The organism is Enterocloster lavalensis, from assembly GCF_046603895.1.
Classification (GTDB): Bacteria; Bacillota; Clostridia; order Lachnospirales; family Lachnospiraceae; genus Enterocloster; species Enterocloster lavalensis.
The window spans coordinates 4150910-4176753 of record NZ_CP176637.1; the positions used below are offsets into that span (position 1 = coordinate 4150910).

Annotated in this window: 25 protein-coding genes; 16 read left to right on the forward strand and 9 right to left on the reverse strand. The window is 58.0% G+C overall.

Translation table 11 applies throughout. The features are described 5' to 3' along the window. From ACK2JC_RS18530 to ACK2JC_RS18545, 4 genes are read right to left on the reverse strand one after another with little or no spacing between them, the layout of a single operon-like run. Positions 1 to 840: a Gfo/Idh/MocA family protein gene (locus ACK2JC_RS18530; RefSeq protein WP_368272290.1), complete on the reverse strand. Its 840-nt coding sequence runs from the start codon at positions 838 to 840 to the stop codon at positions 1 to 3. Beyond that, a complete protein-coding gene (locus ACK2JC_RS18535; protein ID WP_320937621.1) occupies positions 833 to 1981 on the reverse strand; it encodes a hypothetical protein in 1149 nt (382 codons plus the stop codon). The genes ACK2JC_RS18530 and ACK2JC_RS18535 overlap by 8 nt, the downstream gene beginning before the upstream one ends. Further along, complete coding sequence (locus ACK2JC_RS18540; RefSeq protein ID WP_368272291.1) at positions 1965 to 3383, reverse strand: M24 family metallopeptidase; 1419 nt, start codon at positions 3381 to 3383, stop codon at positions 1965 to 1967. The genes ACK2JC_RS18535 and ACK2JC_RS18540 overlap by 17 nt, the downstream gene beginning before the upstream one ends. After that, positions 3380 to 4573, reverse strand: a complete 1194-nt coding sequence (locus ACK2JC_RS18545) for a M20 family metallopeptidase (protein ID WP_320937619.1) — start codon at positions 4571 to 4573, stop codon at positions 3380 to 3382. Before ACK2JC_RS18545 ends, ACK2JC_RS18540 begins: the two co-directional genes overlap by 4 nt. 249 nt (positions 4574 to 4822) lie before the next feature. Between ACK2JC_RS18545 and ACK2JC_RS18550 the strand changes: the two genes are divergently transcribed. The 9 genes from ACK2JC_RS18550 to ACK2JC_RS18590 all read left to right on the forward strand — a co-directional run bounded on the left by ACK2JC_RS18550 (position 4823) and on the right by ACK2JC_RS18590 (position 13848). Continuing rightward, positions 4823 to 5938 (forward strand): TRAP transporter substrate-binding protein, encoded by a 1116-nt coding sequence (locus tag ACK2JC_RS18550; RefSeq protein WP_276948183.1) that lies wholly within the window; start codon positions 4823 to 4825, stop codon positions 5936 to 5938. A 63-nt stretch (positions 5939 to 6001) separates the two neighbouring features. Then, positions 6002 to 6547 carry a TRAP transporter small permease gene (locus ACK2JC_RS18555; RefSeq protein WP_118757202.1) on the forward strand — a complete coding sequence of 182 codons (546 nt, stop codon included), beginning with the start codon at positions 6002 to 6004 and terminating at the stop codon, positions 6545 to 6547. Beyond that, entirely contained in the window at positions 6547 to 7830 is a 1284-nt protein-coding gene (locus ACK2JC_RS18560) for a TRAP transporter large permease (protein WP_118757201.1), read from the forward strand. Before ACK2JC_RS18555 ends, ACK2JC_RS18560 begins: the two co-directional genes overlap by 1 nt. 37 nt (positions 7831 to 7867) lie before the next feature. Next, entirely contained in the window at positions 7868 to 8359 is a 492-nt protein-coding gene (locus ACK2JC_RS18565; RefSeq protein ID WP_118757200.1) for a RidA family protein, read from the forward strand. Next, positions 8343 to 9089 (forward strand): MBL fold metallo-hydrolase, encoded by a 747-nt coding sequence (locus ACK2JC_RS18570; RefSeq protein WP_368271894.1) that lies wholly within the window; start codon positions 8343 to 8345, stop codon positions 9087 to 9089. Before ACK2JC_RS18565 ends, ACK2JC_RS18570 begins: the two co-directional genes overlap by 17 nt. 20 nt (positions 9090 to 9109) lie before the next feature. Beyond that, on the forward strand, positions 9110 to 10330 hold the full coding sequence (locus tag ACK2JC_RS18575; RefSeq protein WP_368271896.1) for an amidohydrolase family protein: 1221 nt from the start codon (positions 9110 to 9112) through the stop codon (positions 10328 to 10330). Further along, positions 10330 to 11520 (forward strand): aminotransferase class V-fold PLP-dependent enzyme, encoded by a 1191-nt coding sequence (locus tag ACK2JC_RS18580; protein WP_320937630.1) that lies wholly within the window; start codon positions 10330 to 10332, stop codon positions 11518 to 11520. The genes ACK2JC_RS18575 and ACK2JC_RS18580 overlap by 1 nt, the downstream gene beginning before the upstream one ends. Next, positions 11517 to 12683: a DUF362 domain-containing protein gene (locus ACK2JC_RS18585; protein WP_320937616.1), complete on the forward strand. Its 1167-nt coding sequence runs from the start codon at positions 11517 to 11519 to the stop codon at positions 12681 to 12683. The genes ACK2JC_RS18580 and ACK2JC_RS18585 overlap by 4 nt, the downstream gene beginning before the upstream one ends. 10 nt (positions 12684 to 12693) lie before the next feature. Beyond that, entirely contained in the window at positions 12694 to 13848 is a 1155-nt protein-coding gene (locus ACK2JC_RS18590) for a M20 family metallopeptidase (RefSeq protein ID WP_320937615.1), read from the forward strand. 176 nt (positions 13849 to 14024) lie between these two features. Here the strand turns inward: ACK2JC_RS18590 and ACK2JC_RS18595 are convergent, their stop codons facing one another. Then, positions 14025 to 14381 carry a hypothetical protein gene (locus tag ACK2JC_RS18595; protein WP_368271898.1) on the reverse strand — a complete coding sequence of 119 codons (357 nt, stop codon included), beginning with the start codon at positions 14379 to 14381 and terminating at the stop codon, positions 14025 to 14027. Positions 14382 to 14791: 410 nt separating this feature from the next. Between ACK2JC_RS18595 and glyA the strand changes: the two genes are divergently transcribed. Both glyA and ACK2JC_RS18605 read left to right on the forward strand, forming a co-directional pair. Further along, positions 14792 to 16039, forward strand: a complete 1248-nt coding sequence (gene glyA / locus ACK2JC_RS18600) for a serine hydroxymethyltransferase (protein ID WP_302326675.1) — start codon at positions 14792 to 14794, stop codon at positions 16037 to 16039. 323 nt (positions 16040 to 16362) lie between these two features. After that, on the forward strand, positions 16363 to 17175 hold the full coding sequence (locus tag ACK2JC_RS18605; protein ID WP_368271900.1) for a KilA-N domain-containing protein: 813 nt from the start codon (positions 16363 to 16365) through the stop codon (positions 17173 to 17175). A 110-nt stretch (positions 17176 to 17285) separates the two neighbouring features. Here the strand turns inward: ACK2JC_RS18605 and ACK2JC_RS18610 are convergent, their stop codons facing one another. From ACK2JC_RS18610 to ACK2JC_RS18625, 4 genes are read right to left on the reverse strand one after another with little or no spacing between them, the layout of a single operon-like run. Continuing rightward, complete coding sequence (locus tag ACK2JC_RS18610; protein WP_118757192.1) at positions 17286 to 17732, reverse strand: MaoC family dehydratase; 447 nt, start codon at positions 17730 to 17732, stop codon at positions 17286 to 17288. Positions 17733 to 17745: 13 nt separating this feature from the next. Beyond that, positions 17746 to 18879, reverse strand: coding sequence for a CaiB/BaiF CoA transferase family protein (locus ACK2JC_RS18615; RefSeq protein WP_368271902.1), 1134 nt, complete (start codon positions 18877 to 18879; stop codon positions 17746 to 17748). Further along, the gene (locus tag ACK2JC_RS18620) at positions 18876 to 20039 is read right to left on the reverse strand and encodes a CaiB/BaiF CoA transferase family protein (RefSeq protein WP_227170442.1); all 1164 of its coding nucleotides are present in this window, start codon (positions 20037 to 20039) and stop codon (positions 18876 to 18878) included. Before ACK2JC_RS18620 ends, ACK2JC_RS18615 begins: the two co-directional genes overlap by 4 nt. Next, positions 20036 to 21187 (reverse strand): extracellular solute-binding protein, encoded by a 1152-nt coding sequence (locus tag ACK2JC_RS18625; protein WP_368271904.1) that lies wholly within the window; start codon positions 21185 to 21187, stop codon positions 20036 to 20038. Before ACK2JC_RS18625 ends, ACK2JC_RS18620 begins: the two co-directional genes overlap by 4 nt. Before the next feature lie 344 nt (positions 21188 to 21531). Here ACK2JC_RS18625 and ACK2JC_RS18630 point away from each other — a divergent pair, with 344 nt between their 5' ends. The 5 genes from ACK2JC_RS18630 (at position 21532) to ACK2JC_RS18650 (ending at position 25842) form a co-directional block, all read left to right on the forward strand. Continuing rightward, positions 21532 to 22545 carry an L-rhamnose/proton symporter RhaT gene (locus tag ACK2JC_RS18630; RefSeq protein ID WP_092361357.1) on the forward strand — a complete coding sequence of 338 codons (1014 nt, stop codon included), beginning with the start codon at positions 21532 to 21534 and terminating at the stop codon, positions 22543 to 22545. A 29-nt stretch (positions 22546 to 22574) separates the two neighbouring features. Continuing rightward, positions 22575 to 23657 (forward strand): Gfo/Idh/MocA family protein, encoded by a 1083-nt coding sequence (locus ACK2JC_RS18635; RefSeq protein ID WP_302326671.1) that lies wholly within the window; start codon positions 22575 to 22577, stop codon positions 23655 to 23657. 7 nt (positions 23658 to 23664) lie between these two features. Beyond that, positions 23665 to 24546 carry an amidohydrolase family protein gene (locus tag ACK2JC_RS18640; protein ID WP_320937609.1) on the forward strand — a complete coding sequence of 294 codons (882 nt, stop codon included), beginning with the start codon at positions 23665 to 23667 and terminating at the stop codon, positions 24544 to 24546. Between the two features lie 85 nt (positions 24547 to 24631). Beyond that, a complete protein-coding gene (locus ACK2JC_RS18645) occupies positions 24632 to 24955 on the forward strand; it encodes an L-rhamnose mutarotase (protein WP_320937608.1) in 324 nt (107 codons plus the stop codon). 11 nt (positions 24956 to 24966) lie between these two features. Then, on the forward strand, positions 24967 to 25842 hold the full coding sequence (locus ACK2JC_RS18650) for a dihydrodipicolinate synthase family protein (protein ID WP_092361349.1): 876 nt from the start codon (positions 24967 to 24969) through the stop codon (positions 25840 to 25842). The last annotated feature ends 2 nt before the right edge of the window (positions 25843 to 25844 follow it).

Here is a 25844-nt window from a genome sequence, read left to right on the forward strand (position 1 = left end):
TCACCAGGCGGCAGCGCTCATTTTTCGGGTGATATCCTGCAAAAGTTTCACGGAATTACAAAACTCTTTGTAGGGCACGGGCGGTTTCCCGGTTTCGATCATATGGATAAATTTGGTAGTACCATCAATATAACATTCATCCTGGTTTAAGTCAAAAGAATACGAGTTTTGGCCCAGTAAATGGACGTTTACGAGCTTTGTATCCAGCGTTGTCATGAGCACTGCGCTGGTGTTTTCGTATTTTACGACAGAGCAGAGATTTTTGCCGTTTCGGCTGACGGTTACCTCCCGGTAATCGGGGCCGCACAGCGCCATGCAGATTTCGGCCACATGGCTGGCGTAGTAGTGATAGAGCCCCAGGGGGCTTTCAGGATCAGCACGGTATGACATGGAAATAAATGGGAAATACTCACGGCCCATCAGCTCCTTAATCTCGTCCAGCTTTTTCAGGTGCCGCAGCGTGGAGCCGCCGAACAGGGGCACGCCGCGGGCCCGGGCCGCCTCCGTCATAATCACCGCATCCTCGTAGGTGGTGGCGAAGGGCTTGTCCACGAAAACGGGCTTTCCCGCCTCGATGACCTTCAGCGCGTAGGGCAGATGGCTTTCTCCGGGGATGGTCAGAATCATCACCGCGTCGGAGCGCTCGATCAGCTCGTCCACGGTGGAGCAGTAGCCGTCCACCTGGTAGAAGCGCTCGTCTTTCTGTTCCTGGGTGAGTTCCTCGTCCTCCCCGAACACGTAGGAAAAGCGGTAACCGTCAAATCGCTTTTCCCGGTTGAAAATGCGGGAGAGAAATTCTCCGTGGCGGCCGGCATGGCCGATACAACCAATTTTATACATCTGTATGCACCTCTTTCTCAGGCGGCATTTCCGTGAAATCCAGGAGCCGCCTGCAAATCAATTCCATTTCCGCCATCGTCAGCGTCATGGGGTTCAAGTAGAAACCGTCTGGGCCGCTGTCCGCCGCGATCACCGGCGGGGAGCCTGCGGCCAGAAATGCCAGGATCTGTCCTGAGGAGACTGTGCCCGTCTTCAGGCGGACATGGACCCGGGGGATGGGCTGCCCGGCTTCGTTGGGATAGCTGCGCAGGGGCTCATAGAGAGGATGGCCGCCTAACATGTTCCGGGCCAGGGCCACCTGTTCCTCAGCATCCCGTTTACGTGCCTCGTGATCCGCAGCCAGAAACTGTTTTAACGCTGAGTAAAGCCCCGCCATCTCCTCCCGGCCCACCTTGAACATCCGCCCGTAGCCGTGGGTGGGAAATCCCTCCTCCAGCAGAATGTCAATCAGTGCCAGGGAGCCCACGATCAGGCCGCTGGACTGGGGGCCGCGCAGGTCCTTGCCGCCGCTGAACACGGCCAGATCCACTCCCGCCGCAGTGTAGGCCCAGAGATTTTCCACCGGCGGAAGCATGGCCGCGGCGTCCAGAACTACGGGGATTCGGGCTGTGCGGGCCGCCCGGATCACGTCGGACAGCGCCGGAGCGCCGGGGGCTACCCAGCCGGATTCCAGATAGTAGACCGCGGCCGTGTCCGGCGTGATTGCAGCCAGGATATCCCCGCAGGGGTCCTTCAGGCTGTGGTTGGGGTAGGCCAGTTCCACCAATTTGACGCCCAGCTGGTCCAGCACGATATCGTAGGGATTCCGGTGGGAGCGGAAGAGGATGACCTCGGACCTGTAAAAATCCTCCCGGGACAGATGGCGCACTTTTTTGCCGCGTTTTTTGGCAACAGCCGCCAAGAGGGAGAGGTATACGCCGCAGGAAGCGCCGCCGCAGATGTAAGCCGCCTCATTGTGGGTCAGCTCAGCCACCGCCTGGCTCAGCCTGCGCTGCAAAAGGCGGATGTCCACGAAAGAGGCGGCCGCCTCCTGCATGTCCCGCAGTGTCTGGGGGCTCATTTTCGAGCCGCCGTAGATTGTGAAGGTTCCCATGGCGTTGATTACCGGGGGAACGCCCAGTTCTTCATAGATTCCCATCATCGTCTCCTTCCCTGTCGTATCGGTTTAAGGGATACCGGTTCATTGCGGCGGCTCCCTCCGGGCCGATGTGAAACATGTTTTCGATGCGGATTCCGTACCGGCCGGGCACATAGAGGGCCGGCTCCACGGCCAGCACCATGTTTTCCGCCAGAAGCTCGGGGCAGTCGCCGGTCAGGTCCGGGTACTCGTGGGCGCGCAGCCCCACGCCGTGGCCGATGGTGCCCGCCTGGACCGCGGCCGGATTCAGCCTGGTTAATTCCGCGCGGAGGAAATCGTGGAGCTCCCGGATGGGGGTGCCGGGCTTCATGCGTTTTCCGGCGGACAGGAGGAGTTCGGTGATGCCGTGGTGCATCTCCAGCAGCTCGTGGTATGCTGCCCGGGCCCCGCCGTTTATTTCCTGGCGTCCAGCGTATGCTGCCCAGGCCCCGCCGTTTACTTCCTGGCGTCCAGCGTATGCTGCCCAGGCCCCGCCGTTTACTTCCTGGCGTCCAGCGTATGCTGCCCGGGCTTCACCGTTTATTTCCTGGCGTTCAGCGTATGCTGCCCAGGCCTCGCCGTTCATTTCCCGGCGTCCAGCGTATGCTGCCCGGGCCTCGCCGTTCATTTCCCGGCGTCCACCATATGTAGCCCGGATTTCGTCGCCCCTTTCCCCACCCCCGCCGCCTCCTGGCGGCAGCAGAAAGGTTCTCGCTGAGTCGCTCTCATACCCGCTCACGGAAGCGCTGAGGTCCACGATGACAGCGCTTCCTGCGGTGATTTTCCGCGGCCCCGCCACATGGTGGGGATGGCTGCCGTTTGGGCCGCTTATGACCTTTGTGGTGAAGCCGCAGCCCTGGGAACCGGCCAGCGTCATGGCGGCGTCGACCCGGGCCTGTACCTCCTGCTCCGCCGCGCCCTCCGCAACGGCCTCCCCGGCGGTCTTAAGCCCCAGATCGATCAAACGCACCGCCTGTTCCAGCAGTTCGATCTCCGCGGGGGATTTGATCATCCGGCAGCGCGCCAGGAGAAGCCGGGCGTCTGTCAGCTGGTCTCCCCAGCCGCAACGATTCAGAGCGCGGTACAGGGGCGCGGGGACGGCATCCAGATCGCCGGCCGTCCGTTTCCGGCTGTCGGTGGGGAGATGGCCGCACAGGGCCCGGGCCAGCCCCTCGTCCCCGCCCGTGTATGAAACGGTCTCGCAGCCCGGCGAGGGAGCGTACTCCCGGTCCCAGGGCGCGGGCAGGAACAGCCGCCAGGTCCCGTCCGCGGACAGCAGGCAGGCGGTCCGGCCGATCTGCCAGATGGGACGGGCCGTGGTGTGAAAGCCGGTCAGATAATTCACATTTTTCGGGTCAAAGGTTAAAAGCGTGTGGATGCCGTGGGCCGCCATGGCCGCTTTGACCTGTTGGATTCTCTTTCTCACGGCGTTTTCTCCTCTCCGGCCAGACAGCTCATGGCGTAATCCGCGTAGATGTAGACCGCATCGGTCAGCTGATCCAGATCGATGTACTCCACCGCGGAATGGGCGACGCTTATGCTGCCCGGTCCGAAGATCACCGTGGGGATGCCGGACTCCGTGCAGAGGATGCTGGCGTCACAGTAGTAGTTCATGACCTGCTTTTCGCCCGCCCTTCCCGCGGCCCTGCGGCAGCTCCCGGACATCCCGGACACCAGAGGGTGATCCGGCTCCATAAAGAAAGGCAGGCGGATGCGCTGCTGGATGGTGCTTAAGGAAACGTGGGCGCAGAGCTTAGGGTCCCGGGCCATCAGACCGTCCAGAAACTCCTGAATCCCGTCCAGAATGTCATCTGTGGTCTCGCCGGGCAGATCCCTTCTCAAAAAGGAGGCGCAGCATTTGTCCGCCACCGTGTGAATCCGCGTGCCGCCCCGGATCAGTCCCAGGTTGATGACCGGATGACCCAGATAGGGGTGATGTTTTTGCTCGTAGGTAGGAAAGAATTCGCTGCGCAGGGCGGTGATCACATGTGCCATCTGCTCGATTGCGTTGATCCCCCGCTCCGGGAAGGCACTGTGGTAGGCCCTGCCGGTGACATTGATGTCGATGTGGGTGCAGCCCCGGTGGCCGAATCCTACCGCCATCTCCGTAGGTTCTCCCACCACCGCCATGTCCGCAGTGATCCCTTGCTCCATCAGATAGGTGGTTCCCTTATTCAGATACTCTTCGTCCGGCACGAAGGCCAGCAGCAGGTCCCCGGAAAAATCGCAGCCCGTCCGCTGCAGCAGGACGGCGCTCATGATCATGGCGGCGATGGAGCCCTTGGCGTCGCAGCTGCCTCGGCCGTACAGGCGGTTCTCCCGTATTTCCGGCTCAAAAGGAGGAATCTCCATGTTGTCTGTTACGTGGGTGTCAAAGTGAGTGGTATACATCAGCCGTTTCCCAGGACGCTTTCCATGGAGAATGCCCACCACGGCGGGCCGGTGGGGCTCCACCTCATAGAGGGAAGTCTCCAGGCCCAGGTTCTGGAACAGATCCTTAAGCCACAGGGCCACGGCCTCCTCGCTGCCGTTGACGCTTGGGATGCGCACGAGACTTTTCAGCAGTTCAATCGTCTCATGGGGAGTTACGGCCTCCCGCATTGTGTTTGAATCCATTGAATTCTCCTTTCTGTATGAATAAAACAAAAAGTTTTAAAAAATCCGCCGATATTCTGGATCTTATACAGGGAGCATAATACATATGCACATAAAAATCAATATTAAATTTGATATTTTGTTGAAAAAATAAATAAAATCAAATTTTAAATATGAAATATATTGACAAAATGTCTTAAATCGAATATTCTGTAAGCGAGCAGACAGTGCTTGGTGTACATATTTCATAAAACACAAGGAGGGTTACAAATGAAGAAAAAGATTTCGGTGTTGCTGGCGGCGGCGATGGTGCTTGGGTTAGCGGGCTGCGCGGGATCGGGCCAGAAGGCGGTTCAGACGCCTGCGGCCACTGAGGCGAAGCAGGAGGAGACAAAAAAAGAGGAGAGCGCGAAGGCGGAGGAGAAGCCGGAAGAGAAAAAGGAGACGATCGTGTTGAAGTGGGGCGACGCCGCAGTGGAGGGCACGGCGGAGTACGAAGCCAATGAGAAGTTTATCGAGCTGGTTGAGCAGTACACCGACGGCCAGGTGAAGATCGAGTATTACCCCGCCGGACAGCTGGGAGCGGACGGCGACGTGGTGCAGGCCTGTATGGCCAACACCCTGGAGCTGGCCAAGTGCTCCACAGCTAATTTGTCGGAGTTCACCCATATCCTGGATTTCTGCGATTTCCCGGGCATGTTCCGGGACACGGACCACGTGTACCAGGTGCTGGGCTCTGATTTGAGGGACGAGCTGGCTATGCAGGTTTACAATGAGATCGGCTGTTATCCGGTGACCTTTGATGTGGACGGCGGCGCGGCCAGATGGCTGTTCAACTCCAAACGGGATGTGAAGGTCCCGGAGGACGCCTACAATCTGAAGATCCGCACCACGGGCTCCGACATCGAGATCGCGCTCTACGGCGAGTGGGGTATCGGCGCGACGCCCATGGCCTGGCAGGAGCTGTACACCGGTATGGAGCAGGGCGCTGTGGACGGCGTGTACGCGGGCCCGGTGCCGGCATTTACCAACAACTTCACCGAGGTGGCGAAGCACGCCACGGTCCTGACCCTTTCCTTCGGCCCGTCGGTCCGCCTGATGAGCGGCCAGGCCGTAGAGCAGCTGGGCGGCGTGGACGGCGAGCTGTTCCAGGCGGTGATGAAGGCTTCCAGGGAATCCGAGCAGATCAAGCGTGAGATGAACGAGAAGGAAGTGGCCGAGGTGGCGGACAAGATGCGCGAGCAGGGCGTCAGCGTGTACGAGCCTACGGCGGAGGAGAGCGAAAAGTGGCTGGAGTCCTCCAGAGGGATCGTTCCCCAGTTCATCGGCGACGGCAAGACCATTTCCCAGGACCTGTACGACAAAGTCCAGGCCATTGGACAGTAACCGCTTTGGATGGCGCGGGAGACGAAAATTTTCGTCTCCCGGCTTGCATAGAAGGGGGATTTTATGGGAGAGGAACATAAAAATCTGAAAAAAATACCGGGACTGGGCGCGCTGGAGCTGTGCAGCTCCTTTGCGGAGCGCGTCGGGATCGTGCTGGCAACGGCCTCCGGTTTTGTCATGCTGTTTTCCCTGCTGGTGGGGGTGGCCACCAGGTGGCTGCCGTTTATGACATCCGCCATCTGGTCGGAGGAGATCGCGCGCATGTGCATGCTCTGGCTTACCTCCAATGGGGCCAGCGTGGCATTTAACCGCCTGGAGCTGGTGCGGTTTAATCTGCTGACCGACATTATGCCGAAAAAAGTACGGCATCTCCTGGAGATCGTCAGCGACGTCTGCATTTTAATCGTTCTGTGTATCCTGCTGAAATACGGATACGACATGCTGTTGTTAAAGGCCAAGGTGGAGGCCGCCGCCACCCATATTTCCTATTTCTGGTGGGCGCTGGGGCTTTACATCGGTTTTGTGCTGATGGTTTTCCATGGAGTGAAGTTTCTTGTGAAGCACCTCCTGGAGTGTAAAACCGTGTGGAGAGGAGGGGAGACAGCCTGATGGGAGTTTATTTATTCGCGTTTCTGTTTTTCTTTATGGCGCTGGGGGTTCCGATTGCCTTTGCCATGGCCATGGGCCTGGCGGCTACGATCCATGTCTGGGGCGGAATCTCCTTCAGCATGTTGTTTCAGCAGATTTTCCAGGGGATTAACAGCTTTACGTTTATTGCGGTGCCTATGTTTATTCTGGCGGGCGAGCTGATGTCCCGGGTGGGAATCATCGACGACATCCTGCTGCTGTGCCGTGTGGTCATGGGCTGGGTGCCCGGAAGCCTGGCCAACGCCAATATTGTGGCCTCCATGTTTTTCGCCGGCGTGTCCGGCTCCGCGGTGGCCGACACCTCAGCCATCGGCGGCGCGCTGATCCCGGCTATGGTCAAGGAGGGGTATGACGACGATTTCTCGGTGGCCGTGACGGCCAGCTCCTCGGTGATCGGGCCGATTATACCGCCCAGCATCGGCATGGTGCTCTACGGCGCCACCCTGGGTACGTCCATTTCGGCCATGTTCATGGGCGGACTGATTCCGGGAATCCTTTTGGGACTGGGTCTGATGATCCCGGCCACCTATTTGAGCATCAAGCGTAAATATCCGCGCAATACGGAAAAATACACGCCAAAGCAGATTACCCACGCCTTTGTGCGGGCCATCCCCGCGCTGCTCATGCCCGTGATTATTCTGGGCGGCATCCTCGGCGGCGTGTGTTCGCCCACGGAGGCGGCTTCGGTGGCGATTTTATATTCCATCATTGTGGGCGTGTTTTATTACCGCTCGCTGAATCTGAAAATCCTGGTTGACTGCATGGTGAAGGCGATGATCCAGTCGGGGGCCGTGCTGCTGATCGCTGCGGTGGCCTGCCCGGTGGGCTGGCTGGTGGCAATGGGGAAGGTGCCGGTGATCCTGGCGGCCTTTATCACCTCCGTCACCACCAACAAGTTTATTGTGCTGCTCCTGATCAACATCTTCCTGCTGATCCTGGGCTGCGGCATCGACGCAAATGTGAGCCTTTTGATTTTCGCTCCGATTTTGGCACCGCTGGCTGTGTCCCTGGGAGTCCATCCCATCCATTTTGCAATCATCTTTATTTTAAATATCACCATCGGCCTGGCCACGCCGCCCTACGGCGTATGCCTGTTCATCGGAAGCAGTATTGCCAAAATACCGCTGTCCCGCACCATGAAGGCGGTGATCCCGTTCTGCCTGGTGGAGATCGCGGTGCTGCTGCTGACCACCTACGTGCCCGCGATCGCGCTGGCGGTGCCGAGGATGCTGGGGCTGATATAAGAAACACGAAATTTTACAGAGAAGAGAGGAAAATGCTATGTCATTGATAGAAAGCCGTTTAGAAGATCTGGGCCTGTGCCTGCCGGAGCCGCCGGTGCCGGTGGCGGCGTACCTGCCGTCCGTGGTGTTCAGCAACAATCTGGTGTACGTGTCCGGCCAGGACTGCCGCAAGGACGGCCAGCTGCTCTACAAGGGGAAGCTGGGGAGCGATCTGACGGTGGATCAGGGGAAGGAGTGCGCCCGCCAGTCCATGTGCAACTGCCTGGCAGCCCTCAAATACAGCATCGGGGATCTGGACCGGGTGAAACGCATCGTCAAAGTGCTGGGCTTTGTGGCAAGCGCCCCGGGCTTTGGCGAGCAGCCCTATGTGCTTAACGGGGCTTCGGAGCTGCTGATCGACATTTTCGGGGATATGGGAAAACACGCCAGGGCGGCGCTGGGGATCAACGAGCTGCCTTTCGGAACGCCGGTGGAGATCGAAATGATTGTGGAACTGAAAGAAGGCGGAGAACATGTACATACGGCTTGAAAAAGGGATTTATATGGTAGCGGGCGGCAGCGGCGGCCCGGGAATTTCCGATTTTAAGGACTGCAACGTCTACCTGGTGGAGGGGGAGCGGGACGCATTTCTCATCGACGGCGGCAGCGGCATGGATACGGGGCGCATCATTGAAAATATCCGGGAGACCGGCTGTCCCATCGATAAGATCACCCACATGTTCGTGACCCATGCCCACGGGGATCACGGGGGCGGAATTGAGGACTACCGCGCGTACGTTCCGGGGATGAAGGTACTGGCCTCCGCCGGGGAAGCCAGGCTTCTGGAAAACGGAACCGAGGAGGAGCTGGGGCTGACGGCCGCCAAACGCAAGGGCGCCTATCCTCAGGAATATGTGTACAAGCACTGCCAGGTGGACCACCGGGTTGAGGACGGGGAAATGTTTCAGGCAGGGGACGCCGTGGTCCGCGCGGTGACCCTGCCCGGCCACAGCGTCGAGTCCGTCTGCTATGTGGTGGACAAAGGCGGTAAGCGTTACCTGTTCAGCGGGGACAGCATTTACCTAAACGGCGTGTTGAGCCTGATCAACTGCTACGGCTCCACCATGGAAGGCTACCGGCAGAATATCGGCAAGCTGGCCGGTCTGAACGTGGAGGCGCTGATCCCGTCCCATTTCAGGCTGACCCTTTCGGGCGGCCAGGCCCACATCGACAAGGCCATTGAGGCGCTGCGCTGTTCGTCGCTCCCGCCCATGATGTGACGGAGGAAGGAGAGAATACCATGAAACTGATCATTGCGAGACATCTGATTCCATGCACCGGGGGAAGGGCGCAGGTGACGGAGACTGAGACCGGGATTCTCATTGAGAACGGCCTGATCCGGCGGGTGGACCGCCTGGAAGCCTTTGAGGAGGAGCGAAGGGGCGGGAAGGTTGAGATCATCGACGCCGGGGATAACTATGTATTGCCGGGCCTGATCGACGCCCACCTGCATCTGAGCTTCAGCTCCAGCGCTCAGCCGCTGGACCAGCTCTATGGGGACGACGAGGCCACGGTGCTGCTGCGCATGGTGCGGGCGGCGCAGATGGAGCTGCGAAGCGGCGTGACCACGGTGCGGGACAGCGGTTCTAAGGGCATGTCCATTTTGCAGCTGCGGGATTTCATCCGCAGGGGAGAACTGGAAGGGCCGGATATTCTGGCGGCCGGGATGCCGCTTACCATCACGGGGGGACACTGCAATTTCTGCGGCCTGGAGTGCGACTCCAGGGAGGAGGCGGTGAAGGCGGTCCGGCTCCTGTGCAAGCAGGGCGTGGACTACATCAAAGTCATGGTGTCGGGGGGAAATATGACGCCGGGCAGCGATTCCCTGATCGACCAGTACGACCTGGACACCCTGAAGGCCATTGCATACGAGGCCCATCAGCGGGGAAAGAAGGTGTCCGGGCATGTCCACAGCGTGATCGGTGTGGAAAATGCGGTGGAGGCCGGGTTTGATACCTTGGAGCACTGCAGCTTCAAGACTCCTGAGGGCGCGGATTACCGGGAAGAGCTGGCGGCGAAAATGCGGGAGAAGCACATTGCGGTGAATCCGGCCATGGGCAAGGCATATGTCCTGCCGCCCGAGGAGGCCGCTCCACTGCCGGACAAGGTGGCCATGTGGGGGGCGTTCCAGAAGAGCCGCTTCGACACCACCGAGGCTATGTACCGGGCAGGGGTGGAGATCATTGCGGGCACGGACGCGGGCTGCAAGAACACGAAGTTCGACGAGTTCTACCTGACGCTGAATCTGCTGCATGAGAAGGTGCACATGACAAAAGAGGATGTTCTGCTCTCGGCTACGGCCAGGGCGGCCGGCGTGCTTGGCATCGGTCATCTCGTGGGCGCGGTGGAGGCTGGGCGGCAGGCGGATATTCTGTTTGTGAAAGGAAATCCCCTGGACAATCTGCTGAATCTGAGGCAGCCGGAGATGGTGTTCAAGAGAGGGGAGAGGGTGAGGCTGTGATGGAAAAGACGCTGGAGGAATACCGCAGGCTGCTTCCGGCTGCGGAAAAATATACCTATATGAATTCCGCGGGCTGCGGCCCCCTTCCCCTGCCGGTTTTGGAGCGCATGGAGGCCGTGTTCCGGCGGATGGCTCTGGAGGGCCAGGTGAACGTGGAAATCCACGGCTGGCTCAAGGAGATGCTGGAGGAGATCCGGGCGGAGGTGGCCGCGTTTATCAATGCAAAACCCGGAGAGATCTTTTTTGTCCGATGCATCGCGGAGGGCTTAAATACGATTTCCCGGATGTACGGCTGGGAGCCGGGGGATGAGATTCTCATCAGCGACCAGGAGAACCCGGCTTCCATTTTGCCGTTTTTCGCGGTGGAGCCCATTTTCGGCACCAGGACGGCTACATTCTGCGGTCTGGGGAACCAGGAACAGATCGTGGAACATTTCAGGAGCGCTTTAAATGAGCGCACCCGGATGGCGGTGATCAGCCATGTGTTCCACACCAACGGTACAGCCATCCCAGCGGCGGAAATCTGCCGGGAGGCGGAGGCCCGGGGCGTGATCACCGTGCTGGACGGGGCCCAGGCGGCGGGCAACATCGATATCGATGTGCGGGAAATCGGGTGCAGCTTCTATCTGCTCTCCTGCCACAAATGGCTCTGCGGACCTGAGGGCGTGGCGGCGGTCTACATCCGGGAGGACCGAATCCGGGAGGCCAGAGTGCCCTTCGGGGGCGTGGGGATGCAGGACTCTTTTGACGTCACGGAACACACCATTCAGATGAAGCCGGACGCCAGAAGATTTGAGTACGGCGGACGCCATACGCCCATGTACGCTGCATTTTCAGAGTCCATCCGTTTTGCCGGAGAGATCGGCACAGAGCGGATCAGGAGGCGCACGAAGGAGCTTCACCGCTACTGCCGGAAGGCGTTTGAGAAACGGGTGCCCTGGGCGGAGATACTTTCGCCGGAGGATGAACGCCTGAGAACCGCCATTTTCGCGTTCCACATTCCGGGGGCGGACCACCGGGAGCTGGTGAGACGGGTCTGGGAGGACTGCGGCATCATCATCCAGTGGCGGACCGTGGACCTGGTGACGGGAAAGGAGGGCGTGCGGGTTTCGCTGAACTGGTTTATCCGTGAGGATGAAATTGACCGGCTGGCGGAGGCAATCGCCAGGCTGACGGGGGAAGGCTTATGAGCATTTATACGGTTTCGATTGTGCGCGGGGACGACGTAGAGCGCCAGGTCCGGGAGGCGGTGAACCTCCTGGGAGGAATGGAGCGATTTGTTAAGCCCGGGGACCGGGTGCTGGTCAAGCCCAATATGACAGGCCCCGCTTCCTATGAAAAGGGCGTCACCACCAACCCGGCCGTGGTGGAAGCCCTGGCCCGGATGGCCTTTGAGGCCGGGGCGGGCGCGGTGGATATCGGGGACGGGACCGGCTCGGTCCACATCGGCAGCCTGAAGGTGCTGGAACTCTGCGGCATGGCGGAGGCCGCCGGGCGGTTGGGCTGTGGTTTGATGGACTTGAATAAGGGCGAGTGCGTCAAAATCCCGGTGGAGGGCGGGCTGATTCTGGATCACGTGCTGGTGAACCGGAATTTCCTGGAGTACGATGCCGTGATCAATGTGCCGGTGCTAAAGACCCATTTCATCACAGAGGTGAGTCTGGGGATGAAGAACATGAAAGGGTGTATTCCGCCGGTGGAGAAACGGCGGTTCCACGACGTGGGCGTTAATAAGGCGGTGGCGGATTTGAATAAGGTGGTGCGGACCGCGCTGACGGTGATGGATGGCACGGTGGCAGGAGAGGGGCTGGGGCCCAAGGAGGGCAGGCCGGTGGGATTTAAGACTGTGCTGGCCGGGGCGAATGTGCTGGCGGTGGATATGACCGCGGCGGCCGTGATGGGATTTGTGCCGGAGGAGATCGAGCACATCCGCATGGCGGCGGAACACGGCCTGGGGCCGGCGGGCTCCGGGGAAATACAGGTGGTTGGGGAGCCGGTGGAAGCCATCAGGCGGAAATTTCTGCCCGCGGTTCCCACCATGCCGGACTCGGACCGGGCCAGGATCATCAATTACCAGGCGTGCAGCGGCTGTATGGGGGCGGCGGCTATCGCCGTCAGCCGCCTGACGGACATGGGCTTTTTTGAAGCCTGGGGCGGTGAACGGCTGACCCTTGTGATCGGGACGAAGGTTCCGGCTGGGATGGGAGCGGAGCCGGATACATTTCTCCTGGGCAACTGCGCGGTGAGAAAGGAGAGCGGCGGGAGGATGATCCAGGGCTGCGCGCCGTCGGCGCTGGACGTGGCGAATATGATTCTGGATTATTATGGAATCACAGCCAGGCCGTATGTGTAGGGGGAACGAGATGGAGATGGATGAAGATATCCGCCTGTTGCAGCGGCTGGTGGCGATCCCCAGCGTGTCCGGGGCGGAACAGGCCATGGGGGACGCCGTGGAGGCGGAATTTCGGAATATGGGGCTGGAAGTGGAGCGGTACGAGATCGGGAACGGACGGCCTGTGGTATTGGGGATACTGCGGGGAGGCCGCCCGGGACCGGCGCTGCTTTTTGACGGACACACGGACACCCATCCGGTGGAGGATTACCTGGGAGATCCCTTTGAACCGCGGATTGAAAATGGAAGGCTCTACGGGCGGGGGGCCGTGGACATGAAGGGCGGACTGGCCGCCATGATGCGGGCGGCGGGGCGGTTGAAAAGCTGCCGGGAGAAGCTGGCGGGCAGTCTGATCGTGGCAGCGGTGCCGGATGAGGAGCTGTTGAGCCAGGGCACCGCGTTTTTGGCGGAACTGGGCGTGAAGGCCCAGGCGGGCATCGTGGGAGAGCCCACCGGCCTGAAAATCGGCCGGGCCATGCGCGGCGTGACCCACATCGATCTCACGGTTACGGGCACCCCAAAGCACACTTCTTCCTGGAGCGGCGACGAGAACGCCATCGTGCAGATGGGGAAGATTCTGGCGGCCCTGGACCGGGAGCTGCCGGAGCGGTACGGGAGACGGTGGCATGAGCTGCTGGGTACGCCGCTCTTTAACGTGGGGCTGATCCGGGGCGGCGAGAAGCCCAACGTGGTGGCCCAGGAGTGCACGGCCACGTTGCTGAGACGGGATTTGCCAGGGGAAGTTCAGGAGCAGGTGTTTGGGGAACTGCTGGAGATCGCGGAGAAAGCGGCAAGCGGGGCCTGTAAGGTCAGAGTGGAGGAAAGCCCGATCCAGAGGCGGCCGGGAGGCGGGAAGCGCCTGCCTATGGAGGTGGAGCGGGGGAATCGGATCGTGGAGGTGTTGAAGGAAAGCACAAGACAGGTGACGGGGGCTGAGGCGGAGGACGGCATGGTGCCGTTCTGGTGCGACGCCTCGATTCTGACCAATGAGGCAGGAATTCCAACCGTGGTCTTTGGGCCGGGGGATATCGCCTGCGCCCATTCCAGGGAAGAATGGATCGACCTGGGACAGTACCGGGATTGTATTGAGATATATGAGCGGGCTGTGCTTGGGTTTTTGGGGTAGCGGGGAAAGGTTGTACGCTGCGGTTTTGGGAAGTAGAGTGGCAGATATGGAAAATAATGCGGCAGATACGGCAAGTGATGCGGCAGACACAACAAACGCCCCGCAGCCCGGCACAAAAATGTGCCGCGCCTGCGGGGCGTCCGCCGTTTCATATGTTCGTGTTTCCCGTCTGCGGATTAGTTAGCAGCGGTGGTCTCCTCAACCTCTACAATAGCGTCAGCAGCCTCAGCCTCGGTCTCCTCCTCGGAAGCAGCCTCAGCGTCAGCGTTAGCGTCCTCGGCAGCCTCAGTGGACTCGCCGTCGGCAGCCTCGGTGGACTCGCCGTCAGCAGCCTCGGTGGACTCAGCGTCAGCAGCCTCGGTGGACTCGCCGTCAACAGCCTCGGTCTCCTCAGCGGTGGTCTCTTCAGCAGTGGTCTCAACAGCTACAGTGGTCTCGGCCTTCTTGTCGGAACCGCCGCAAGCGGTCAGCGCGCCGGAGATCATCATTGCTGCCATAGCGGCAACAGCATACTTCGTCATGTTCTTTTTCATAATTTTATTCTCCTCTCTTTGGGCCTCCCTGTTGGAGGTCCGCCTGTCTCAACGACATGCTTCATCTTAGAGGACAAATGTGTCTAAAATGTGAACGCATTATGAATAATTTGGAATTTTTGTAACTGAATTATTAAGTAAATATGAATATAATTGTAAGAAAATGGGGAAAAGGTCCATTTTGCAAGGGATTCAGCCATGTTTGAATGGGAAACAGGGGATATGAAAATTTTTTAAGGTTTTGGATAGACCAGGATGAAATGGCAAGATGGAGCGGCTGCGATACTGTTTTGCCGCTGTTATGCCGGCCGCATTTCCTTGACATCCCGATTCCCCATGGAGTATAATCGCAGAAAAGGCGTCTCGACGCCTCAAACTCACAGGGGTAAAGGAAAGGAAGGACAGGACATATGGTAAATCAAGTAATGGACCTCATTACCAGCTATGACAAGGAAGTGGGCGAAGCGATCCAGGCCGAGTGCGCGCGGCAGAGACGGAATCTGGAGCTGATCGCTTCCGAGAACATCGTATCCGAGCCGGTTATGATGGCGATGGGCACGGTGCTGACCAACAAATACGCAGAGGGTTATTCCGGCAAGCGCTACTACGGCGGATGTCAGTGCGTGGACGTGGTGGAGACTCTGGCCATCGAGCGCGCGAAGAAGCTCTTCGGCTGCGATTACGCCAATGTCCAGCCCCACTCCGGCGCCCAGGCCAATATGGCCGTGTTCGTGGCCATGCTGAAGCCCGGCGACACTGTGATGGGCATGAACTTAAATCATGGCGGCCATCTGACCCACGGAAGCCCTGTGAACTTTTCCGGTCTGTACTTTAATATCGTACCCTACGGCGTGGACGACGAGGGCTACATCGACTACGACGAGCTGGAGCGCATCGCCCTGGAGTCCAAACCCAAGCTGATCGTGGCGGGCGCCAGTGCATACGCCAGAACCATTGATTTCAAGCGCTTCCGCGAGGTGGCGGACAAGGTAGGCGCGTACCTGATGGTGGATATGGCCCACATCGCGGGCCTGGTTGCGGCGGGAGAGCATCCCAGCCCCATCCCCTACGCCGACGTGGTGACCACCACCACCCACAAGACCCTGCGCGGCCCCAGAGGCGGCATGATTCTGGCCAACAAGGAGGCGGCTGAGAAGTTCAACTTCAACAAGGCCATTTTCCCGGGAACCCAGGGCGGCCCCTTAGAGCACATCATCGCGGGCAAGGCCGTGTGCTTTGGCGAGGCGTTAAAGCCTGAGTTCAAGGAGTATCAGCACCAGGTGGTGAAGAACGCCCAGGCTCTGGCCGCAGCCTTAAAGGAGCAGGGCTTCAAGATTCTGACCGGCGGCACGGACAATCACCTCATGCTGGTGGACCTGCGGGGCATGGAGGTGTCCGGCAAGGAGCTGCAGAACCGCTGCGACGATGTGTTCATCACCCTGAACAAGAACACTGTGCCCAACGATCCAAGAAGTCCCTTCGTGACCTCAGGCGTGCGCATCGGTACCCCGGCCATCACCACCAGAGGGCTGAAGGAAGAAGATATGCCCAAGATCGCCGAGTGCATCTGGCTGGCCGCCACGGACTTCGAGGCCAAGGCGGATTATATCCGGGCAGAGGTGACAAAGCTTTGCGAGAAGTACCCGCTGTATGAGTAAGCGGTAGAAGAAAGACGCGCGGCCAGGGCCGGAGAAGGGCCTGGCTGCGCGGATTGATTTTTTGCATTTCAATTCAAGTTAGATGGTCGTGTTTTTCTTTAAATTTCTTAGATGTTCATTTATTCTGTTTTGTATCCGTGTAAAACCAATGGTGTTATTTTTGAAACTGCAGGGGCTGGTTATTGTTGCGTCAGAGGCAGGATTATTCTGTACGGCCACAATGAAGCAGCTGTGCCGACATGGCGCTAAAATAGATAGAGAAAGTTATGGAGATTGAAAATGAAGGGTGAAAAATCTTAAAAGCAAATTTAAATGCTAAAGGTATGCAAATTGCTGTTATATCAGATGGAAGCTATGATGATTATATTTCTTTAACGGATATAGCAAAGTATAAAAGTGAGGACCCGGCGGCAACCATTCAAAACTGGATGCGCAGTCGTGACGTTATTGAGTTTCTGGGACTGTGGGAGACGATACATAATCCGAACTTTAAACCCCTCGAATTCGAGGGGTTTAAAGCACGGGCAGGTTCTAATGCATTTACGCTATCGCCGAAGCGGTGGTTGGAGGCCACCGGCGCAATCGGTATGTATTCCAGATCAGGAAGAAATGGGGGAACCTTTGCCCATCGGGATATTGCATTCGAATTTGCTTCCTGGATTTCCGCTGAATTTAAATTATACATTATTACAGATTACCAACGTTTAAAAATGGATGAAAACAGCCGGCTTTCACTAAAATGGAATATGAATCGTGAGATTTCCAAGATCAATTACCGTATTCATACGGATGCCATAAAGGAACATCTGATTGTGCCTGAGCTGCCCAAACAGTATGAGAGCTTTACATATGCCACGGAAGCAGATGTTTTAAATATGGCGATGTTTGGTATGACTGCTAAACAGTGGCGTGATATAAACCCCAACTTAGACGGAAATATCCGGGATCATGCCACGCTTCAACAGCTTATTATTTTATCCAATATTGAGAGTTTGAATGCGGTTATGATCAAACAAGGAGTAAGCCGCAGAGATCGGCTGGTAGAATTAAACCGGATTGCAAAAGAGCAGATGTCTTGTCTGCTAAAGTGGGATGGAACGAATCGGTTAGAGGACTATAATCATATTGGAAGGTAAACGTACAGTTATTCGGCACATAAATTATTTGTGCGTTGTCCCCACTGAGTCCTCAGCGGGTGAGCGGCCTTCCCTTCCTGCCACTCACGAACGCGACCACCTCACCCCTCTCAACCCCTTTTCTTCAAACAAGACATCACATGCTCACACACCAGCACCAGCTTCCCATCCTGGTTAAACACCTCCAGCGCCTCCGTCACAAATCCGCGCTCGGGATGCTTAGGATTCTCTCTCTTTTCCTTCAACGTCACCTTCACATGAATGGTATCCCCGATAAACACCGGATTGATAAACCGCAGGCGGTCATACCCATAAGAAAATGCCGCCGGATTGATCAGATTCGCGGTCATGCCCACCGCCACGGAGAAGGTCAGGGTTCCGTGGGCGATGCGCCTTCCGAAGTCTGTTGTCTTGGCGAACTCCGCGTCCATGTGGTGGGGGAAGAAGTCCCCGGTCTGTCCCGCATGGATCACAATATCCGTCTCCGTGATGGTGCGGCCGATGCTCTCCCGCACGCTGCCGATTTCATAATCTTCAAAGTAAATTGTCTGTTCCATAATCGTTTTCTCCTTAATTTTCCAAATATATTCTGTTATCCTGCCCGATGCGCGGCGCAGGCTTTTCACTCTTATAATGCTCCCCGTCAATGGTAATCGGACAGCGGGTAGTGGTAAATTCCGTGCCGCCCTGAGTCCGCACCGTCTGAAGCATATCCAGCTCCTTAAACCCGTCGGTCTCAAACAGCCGCTCCCAGGTAAACACATCCGAACACCACACGTCCGCAGGCTCCAGCAGGGACAGCCAGTGGGCCGTGGTGCCAGTGAGCAGGTGTTCCGCCAGTATGGCCTTAATCTCGTCCCGCCTGCTGCACCAGGTCTCCGGGTCCGTGTAGGCGGCAAGGGCGTCGCAATCCACCAGCTGCCCCAGCGTAGTGATAGGCACCATGGCGATAGCGATGTAGCCGTCTGCCGTCCGGTAAATGCCGTAGGGCGCGTTAATGTAGCCGTTGGCATTGTTCACAGCGGACCGCAGGGGCGGCTGATGGCCGTCGTTCAGCCATGTGGTAAACACCTCAAACTGCATATCCATCACCGATTCCAGCATACTGACATGCACGTAAGAACCCTCGCCACAGGCTGCCCGCTTGATCAATGCGGCCAGGATGCCCTGGGCCAGGTGCTGTCCGGCAAAGAGGTCCGCCACCGAGAGCCCCATAGGCGTAGGGGGCTGGTCCTGGTTGCCGTTGAGCCAGGCCAGGCCCGATAAGGACTGGACCAGCAGGTCCTGCCCCGGTCTGGCGCTCCATGGGCCGGTGGTTCCGTAACCGGTGATCTCGCCGTAGACGATCTTCGGGTGACTGGCGCTCACGGCGGCGTAATCCAGCCCCAGCCGCTTTGCCACGCCTGGCCGGAAGTTGACCACCATCACGTCGGCCAGGGACAGCAGTGTTTCCAAATCCTCCCGGCAGGCCGGGTCCTTCAAGTCCAGGGAAACGCCGTCCTTATTCCGGTTGATGGAGTGGAACAGGGAGCTGTCCTCCTCGATTTTTAAGTTGGAAACGTACAGGGTGCGGCAGATGTCCCCGCTGTCCGGCCGCTCCACCTTGATAATCCGGGCGCCTAAGTCCGCCAGGCGCATGGTGGCGGAAGGCGCGGATAAAAACTGGCTGAAATCCAGCACGGTGATTCCTTCTAATGGTTTCATGCGATCTCTCCTTCCCGGTCCAGGCCGAATTCTGCGATAATCTGCGCGGTGTGCTCGCCCAATGCCGGAGCGTGGCGCGAATCCAGAAAGGGCGCATCCCCAAAGCGGATGGGGCAGCGGGTGGTGAAAATGTCCTCCCCGCCTTCCCGGCGGACGTTGAGCAGCAGATTCAGTTCCTTAAACTGCCCGGATTCCACCAGCCGGTCCCAGGTGTAGACGTCGGAGCACCAGTACCCGGCCGCCTCCAGCAGCTTCAGCCAGTGAGCGGTAGTGTCCCCGGCCAAAAACGCGCCGATAATCTCCTTGATCTCGTCCCGCCTGGTGAACCATTCCTCCTTGTCCGTGTACCCAGTCAGGGCGGAGCAGCCGATGATGCCGCCCAGCTCCGGCACAGAGCCCATGGCCAGGGCGATGTATCCGTCCGAGGTCCCGTAAATGCCGTAGGGAGCGCTTAAATAGGCGTGGGCGTTGTGGTAAGCGCTGCGCTTAGGCGGCTGATGCCCATCGTTTAAATAGGTGGTGATCACCTCGAATTGCAGGTCCAGCACGGATTCCAGCAGGCTGACCTCCACCAGGCCACCCTGCCCGGTGGTGAACCGGCGCAACAGACAGGCCATGATCCCTTCGGCCAGGTGGATTCCGGTGTAGGAGTCTGCCAGGGAGAGGGCGAAGGGCATGGGGGGCTGGCCGTCGTCCCCGTTTAACCAGGCCAGCCCGGAAATGGACTGGACCAGCAGGTCCTGTCCCGGCTTTTTGATCCACGGCCCGGTGGTCCCGTAGCCCGTGACCGTGCCGTAGACAAGGCGCGGGTTGATCCGGCGGACGGACTCATAGTCCAGGCCCATTTTCTTCATCACGCCGGGGCGGAAATTCTCGATCATCACATCCGCCCGGGCGATCAGCCGCTTCACCATGGCCATGTCCTCGGGGGATTTCAAGTTGGCGCAGAAGCTCTCTTTGTTGCGGTTGATGGTCTGGAACAGCACGCTGTCCCCCATGCTTTCCAGATTATGTAATTTCATGGGCCGGGAGCCGTCGCCGCTGCCGGGCCGTTCAATTTTGATGACCCGTGCGCCCAGGTCCGCCAGCCGCAGAGCGGCCGAGGGGCCGGCCAGATACTGGCTGAAATCCAGCACGATCATACCTTCCAATGGTTTCATATCGATTTTCCCTCCCTGGATTTGCGGTACAGCGCGTTCAGCTGATCCAGCACATTTTCGGCGTTTCCGCCGTTCATCACGTAATCTCTCACATAGTCCCCGGCGTGGTCCTGGAAATACAGGTAGCCGTTGTAGCGGGGGCGCAGATAGGAATTGTCCAGCGTCTTTAAGGTGTCTTTAAAGAAGTCCAGAGTCATGCGGTTGTTTTCCTCGTCCAGCCATGCCTTCCGGTGCCCGGGCTGCCCGCCGTTTTCCGTGTACAGGGTGGTCTGGATCAGCGGGGAGGCCGCGTACTGCGCAAATTTCACCGCCATGTCCCGGTTTTCACACAGGCTGGAGACGGCCAGGCCGGTGCCTCCCAGCACGCTCTTTAACATATTTCCCTTGTAATTCACCAGGTCGCCTGCCTTTAACAGGTGATCGCAGTAGCCGCGGCGGGAGTAGTTGGTGTACCCGTAAGCATAGGGGCAGTAGTACAGCCCGCTGTCCGCGGCCAGGGCCTCGTGGACCTGGATGGGGTCCCAGCCGAAGATTTCCGGGCGGCAGAGGCAGGCCAGACGGCGCATATTCTCCAGTACCTCGATTCCCACGGCCCGGTCCACGATGTTGTCCTCATCCTCGAAGAAGCTGCTGGTCGTGGTGGCGCAGTACATATAGAAGTCCATCAGCAGATTTAAGGGGATTCCGGCAAATGCCACGCAGCCGGTTTTCGCCAGCTCCACCACGTCCTCGAAAGCGGTGGGCAGCGCTGCGCCCTGATCCGCAAAGTAGTCTGGGCGGTAAACGGCGACGGGCGTGGCGGCGTCGATGGCCAGTGCGCTCTGGAAGCCGTTGAAATTGTAGCTGAGGTGGGATTTTCCCACAGAGTTGGTCTCCTGGTCCGCCAGATACGCGGCGGGCAGGTATTCATTTAACGGAAGGAGAATGCCGGTGGCCGCCGCGAACCCGGCCCAGGGATGGTCGATGATCAGAAGATCGTAGGCCTTTGCCAGGTTTTCGATGGGCGCGTCCGCAAATTCCTGCAGGGAACGCTTCTCCCATTCAATCGATACGCCCGGGTTCAGCTCGCAGAAACGTTGGGAGACTGCGGTGATGCTGGTGTAGCCGCGGCTGTGGGACCAGGTGATTCCTTTTAATAGAACGCTCATAATAGTTACCTCCGGTGATGATTCGCATGTAATTTGATAAAGGAATTTTATTTTTGCTTCCTGGTACTACCAGTGAGAGGGTGGAAATGAATTCTCAACAACTCTGGTACTACCAATGATTGCATTATAAAGGACGAAAAAAAGGTTGACAATATAAAAAATGCACAAAAAATTAAAAATTTGTCTGTATAAAACGTCGATTGACAATGGGACACCTGCGTTTTATGATAAATGCGAACGGTTCACTGGTAGTACCAAGAAAAAGATCGATCAAATTCGAACGTATTCCTCAATGACAACAAATTAAAAAGAGTAAAAGAGAAAATCCATTTGGGAGGTAGTTTATGGCTTCAGCATTTTTAGTATTGCTTTTCGCGTGTCTGTTCCAGGGCAGCTTCGGAATCTGCTTTAAGAAGTACCAGCCGTTTTCCTGGGAGGCGTTCTGGGTATTGTTTTCCGTCATCGGCGTTTTGGGGATTCCTCATATCTGGTGTATGATCGAGGTGCCAAACTACATGAGTTACATCCGCGCCACGCCGGTGCCCACCCTGCTGGCAGGCGCTCTGGCCGGTTTCTTCTGGGGCATCAGTTCCATCTGGTACAGCAAGGCCATTGACATGATCGGCGTTTCCTTAGTAACGGGGATCAACCTGGGTCTGTCCAACCTGCTGGGAAGCTTTGTCCCCATGGTGATTCTGGGCACCTATCCTCCGGCCCGGGTGATGATCGTGCTGTTGCTGGGCCAGGCCGTGCTGCTGGGCGGCGTTGTGGTGCTCTCCAAGGCCGGATTTATGAAAAATGGCGACGGCGCGGAGAAGAAAACCAAAGAAAAGGGAACTTCGTCTTCCGTATTTATGACCGGTCTGATCATGGCGCTGGCTTCCGGCGCAGGTTCCGCGGCCATCAACATCGGCGCGACTGCCTCCAATTACCCGGTGAATCTGGCGGTGGCCCAGGGCGTGAACTCCACCAGCGCCAGCCTGCTGTCCTGGGTGGTGGTATTTGCCGGAGGCTTCCTGGCCAACTTCATTTACGCCCTGATCAAGCTGATCCGCAACAAGACATATACGGACTATGTGAAGCCGGGCTGCGGTAAGGCGTACTTTAAGGTGGTTCTGACCTCCGTCGTGTGGTTCTCTGCCCTGGCCATTTACGGCAAGGCCACCGCCATGCTGGGCACCCTGGGACCGGTAGTGGGCTGGGTTGCCTTCAACGGACTGGCCCTGATCATCGCCAACGCCTGGGGATTTCTGGACGGCGAGTGGAAGGGATTTGCAAAGGCAAGAAAGGTTGCGCTTTATGGAAATGCGGTAATTATCGCGGCACTGGTTGTCGTAGGCATTTCCAATGGTTTATAATAAGAAGAGACTGAGGAGGTAATTTTGAAATGGGATTAACACTTGAGGATTTAAACTATGTGCCGGAGATGCCGGAAAATGTTAAAAATATCGTGATCATCGGGGCGGGCGGCATCGTGACCGGTTCCCACCTTCCGGCCTACAAAATGGCCGGATACCCGGTAAAGGGCATCTATGATTTAAACTACGACAAGGCCAAACAGGCGGCTGCGGATTTCGATATCCCGAACGCGGTGGAGAAGCTGGAGGACCTGATTGCCCTGGGCGTGAAGGAGGATGCGGTGTTCGATATCGCCGTGCCGGCCTCCAAGACTGCCTCCATCCTGCGCCAGCTGCCCGACGGCGCGGCGGTTCTCATGCAGAAGCCCATGGGCGAGAGCATTGAGCAGGCACGAGAGATTCTGGACATCTGCCACGAGAAGAACCTGACGGCGGGCGTGAACTTCCAGCTGCGCCAGGCCCCCTATATGATCGCGGCCCGAAAGCTGATCGCAGACGGCGTGATCGGCGACATCGTGGACATCGACTGGCGGGTGGTGGAACTGCATCCCTGGCATCTGTGGAGCTTCCTCTTCGGGCTGGAGCGCATGGAGATCAACTACCACAGCATCCATTATATCGACTGCATCAGAAGTTTTGTGGGCGATCCCACAAATGTATACTGCAAGACCATGCAGCACCCCAAGATGACCGATCTTTCCCAGACCAGAACCTCGATTATCATGGACTACGGCAACGTGCTGCGGGTTAATCTGCACATCAACCACAACCACGACTACGCCCCGGATTACCAGGAGAGCATGATGAAGATCGAGGGCATGAAAGGCGCCATCCGCATTCAGCTGGGCCTGATTTTGGACTACCCCACCGGACGCCCGGACAAGGTGGAATACATCACCGACGACGGTGAGGGCTGGAGAGAGCTGGAGGTGAAGGGCAGCTGGTTCAACGAGGCGTTTATCGGAACCATGGGCGGTCTGATGAAGAAGCTGGAGGACCCGTCCTACCATTACATGAACAGTGTCGAGGACGCTTACCACACCATGTGCGTGGTGGAGGCCTGCTACAAGTCTAACGCAGAAGGAGGAACGCCGGTGGAATACGGCCGGTAAAAACAGTATGAAGATAATTGATACGCATTTACATATCTGGAATCTGGAGGAATTATCCCTGCCCTGGCTGTCCGGGGAGGGGCCGGTGTTAAACCGCATGTACACGTTGGAGGACTATGAAAATGCCCTGGGCTCCGACCCGGCTTACCAGGTGGAGGCCGCCGTCTATGTGGAGGTGGACAGCGCGAGAACGGACAAGGATCGGGAAAATGCGTTCATTATCGGCTGTTGCGCAGACGGGGGGAGTCTCTTTCAGGGGGCGATCCTCTCGGGATATCTGAACGAGGACGGATTTAAGGAGTATATGGGCCGGTACCTGGACGTGGCCAGTGTTAAGGGCGTGCGCCAGGTGCTCCACGTGCCGGAGGCCCTGCCCGGGACCTGTCTGGGGGAAGTATTTCAGGAAAATGTCCGCTGGTTGGGCGAACACGGCCTGGTTTACGAGGGCTGCGTGCGAAACGGGGAGCTGGGCGACCTCTATGAGATGGCCAGGTCCTGCCCCGGCACCACCATTGTGCTGGACCATATGGGGATTGTGGACCCGGATATCATTTCCCGGGAAAATCCCACGGAGGAGGAAGCGGCCTACCGGAGGGCCTGGACCGGGAACATCAGGCGGCTGGCCTCCCTTCCCAACGTGGTCTGCAAGGTCTCCGGCTTAAACCCGGCGGGGGCGTGGACGGATGACACGCTGCGCCTGGCGGTGGATATCTGCCTGGATGCCTTCGGCGAGGACCGGGTGATGTACGCCAGCAATTTCCCGGTGTGCAATGTGGCCACCGGCATGGCCCCCTGGATCGGCGCACTGGACCGGATCACCCGGGAACGGGGGGAGGATTTCCAGAGAAAACTGTTCTCGGAAAATGCGAGGAGAATCTATAAACTGTAGTGGATTTTGTCAGCCGCCCGCAAAGGTGTGTTTGGGCAAAGCCGCAGATTGTGATGGATTTTATCATTGAGGAGGATTATAATAGATGGGTAAGGTACAGAGATTTGGCAGTGTTTCCCGGTTAAAGGCGGACCGGGCGGAGTATTACCAGCAGCTTCACGCCGCTCCCTGGAAACAGATCAACGACATGATCAAGGAGTGCAATCTTCAGAACTACTCCATTTACTTTGACGGCGAGTATCTGTTTTCCTATTACGAGTACGTGGGCGAGAACTACGAGGCCGACATGGCGAAAATGGCGGCGGACCCGGAGAACCAGCGCTGGTGGGGCGAGTGCATCCCCTGCATGAACCCGCTGTCCGGCGACGGCCCGTGGATGAACATGAAGGAAATTTATCATCTGGACTAAGAGGAAAAACTATGAAAAAGTTGATTGTTGCATCGATAACCCCCTTTGACGGGCAGGATCAGATTAATGAGCAGGCCATTAAGCGGCTGTGGGACCGGAACCTGGCCGAGGGCGCGGATGGATTTTTCATCGGCGGCAGCTCCGGGGAGTGTTTTCTGCTCAGCGAGCGGGAGCGGATTCATACATACGAGCTGGGCGCGCAGTACCTGGACCGGGCGGAGATTTTCGCCCATGTGGGCGCGATCCGCACGGCCGAGGCCGTGACCTACGCAAAGGAAGCGCGGGCCCTTGGAATTCAGAATATCGCGGCCACCCCGCCCTTTTACTTTGGATTTTCGGCCAAGGAAGTGGCGCACTACTACTATGATATTGCAAGCGCGGCCGGCGCGCCGGTGCTGTATTACAATATCCCCTCCAGCACCCATCGGGACCTGGATCCCGCCAACCCGGAGATTCGGGAACTGTTAAAGTCCGGGGCCATCGGCGCGGTGAAGCACACCAACCTGAACCTATACCAGATGGAGCGAATCCGCAATGTGAACCCGCAGATCAAGTGCTACGGCGGCTTTGAGAACTGCATGGTGGCGTTTCTGGCCTTTGGCTGCGACGGGTTTATCGGGAGCAACTTCAACTTCATGCTGCCCCAGTACCGGAAGGTGATGGAGTTGTATCTGAACCGCCAGGACGACGAGGCACGGCGGCTTCAGGCGGAGTGCAACAGTATTCTGGACGTGGTGCTGAAAAATGGTCTCTGCGCCAGCCTGAAGTATATTGCCGGGAAGCAGGGAATCGACGCCGGAAACGTGAGACGGCCCATGCTGCCTTTGAACGAGGCGCAGAAGGCGGAGATCGATGCGGCTTTGGATGCGCATTTGGAAATACAGTGAAT